Here is a 1,485-nt window from a genome sequence, read left to right on the forward strand (position 1 = left end):
AGCGTGCCGGAGACGGTGGTGTAGGCGGTGGCGCTCGGCGTCACTTCGCCGGTGGTCACGCCGGCGCTGACGTTCGCCGGCGAGGCGGCGTCGCGGGTGCGCAGGCGAAACCGGTAGCTCTGCCCGTTGGTGAGCCCGTCGACGACGTAGTGATTGGCCTCTTTGCTCAGCCGCTGCGCGCCGCCGTCGTCGTAGGCGGGGGCATTGGTCCCCCAGCTCGCCCCGCCGTCGGCGGAGATGTCGAGCAGCACGTCCACCTGGTCACCCTCGCTGTCGGCGCTCGGCGTCCAGCGCAGCGTCACCCGCTCGTTGCCCGCTCGTGCGCTGAGCCCGGTGACCTCTTCCGGTGGCGTCTCGTCGGCGGCGCTGTTGTCCAGCGCCCGCGCCGGGCCGATCTCCCCCGAAGACGTACGGTTACCCGCCCGGTCGATGGCGACTACGCGGTAGACGTAGGCGCTACCGGTCTCCACGCTCGTGTCCTCGTACCCCTCGACGCCGGCGGCCACGCTCGCCAGGGCCGTGAAGTCCCCGGCCTCGGCACCCCGGCGCTCGAGCGCGTAGCCGGTGACGTCGTCGGCACCGGCGCCGTCGTCGCCGGAGCGCTGCCACTCCAGCGTGAGACTGCCGCCGGTGTCCGCCGGGGTGTCGTGGGCCGCGGCCGCACTCACCGGCGCCGGCGCGCTCTGGTCCACGGTGACCATCACGCCCTCGCCGAGCACGTGGGTATTGCCGGCGGCGTCCGTCGCCCGGGCGGTCAAGGTATATTCGCCGTCCGCCGGCAGCGTCCAGCGATAGCGCCAGCGCCCGTCGGCGTTCAGGCGGGAGACGGGCCGCCACTGCGGACCGTTGCCCGCGTCCACGCCCACTTCCACGGCGACGATCCGCGCGCCGTCGCCGGCGTCCGCCTCGCCGGTGATCGTCGTCTGCCCGCCGGTGAGCGCGCTGCCGGCCGCCGGGGCGGTAATCGACAGTGTCGCCGAGCCGGTGTCGCCGCTGCCTTCGGCGAGCAGCCAGACCTGGGAGACGGCCGCCCGGTAGCCACTCTCGCGTTGCCAGGTAAGACTGAGCTCGCCGGTATCGGCCACGCTCGACGCCGGCAATCGGCCGCCGAAGGTCAACGGCCGGTCGGCGGGCACGGACACCTCGCCATGCACACGCCGGCCCGCCCCGTCGACCAGACGCTGGACGTTGCCGCCGGCGGCGTCATCCGCGTTGTAGTAGGCGGCGAACAGCCGGTAGCGGCGATCGCCCGACAGGCCGCTGTAGGCGAGGCGCACCGCCTCCAGATCGTGAAGCGCGCTCTGCGCCGCCCCTTCGCCCCAATCCGTCGAGGCGCTGCCCTGCACCACGCTCGGCGCGGGCAGCTCGCCGCGGCTGGTGTTCGCCCCGGCGTTGAAGTGAACGAATGCCGAGCCGTCACGGCGGTAGCTGCGCTCGCCGTCCTCCACCACCACGTCGGCGCTCACCGCATCACCGGAGCCACCG

1 protein-coding gene is annotated in these 1,485 nt (G+C 73.6%); it reads right to left on the bottom strand.

The window, feature by feature from the left end:
* Nucleotides 1-1,485, bottom strand: a 1,485-nt coding sequence (locus ACPEES_RS23350) for an Ig-like domain-containing protein (protein ID WP_435106902.1), incomplete at both ends; no start/stop codon positions are given.

The sequence above is a fragment of the Arhodomonas sp. AD133 genome (genome assembly GCF_051195215.1).
Taxonomy (GTDB): domain Bacteria; phylum Pseudomonadota; class Gammaproteobacteria; order Nitrococcales; family Nitrococcaceae; genus Arhodomonas.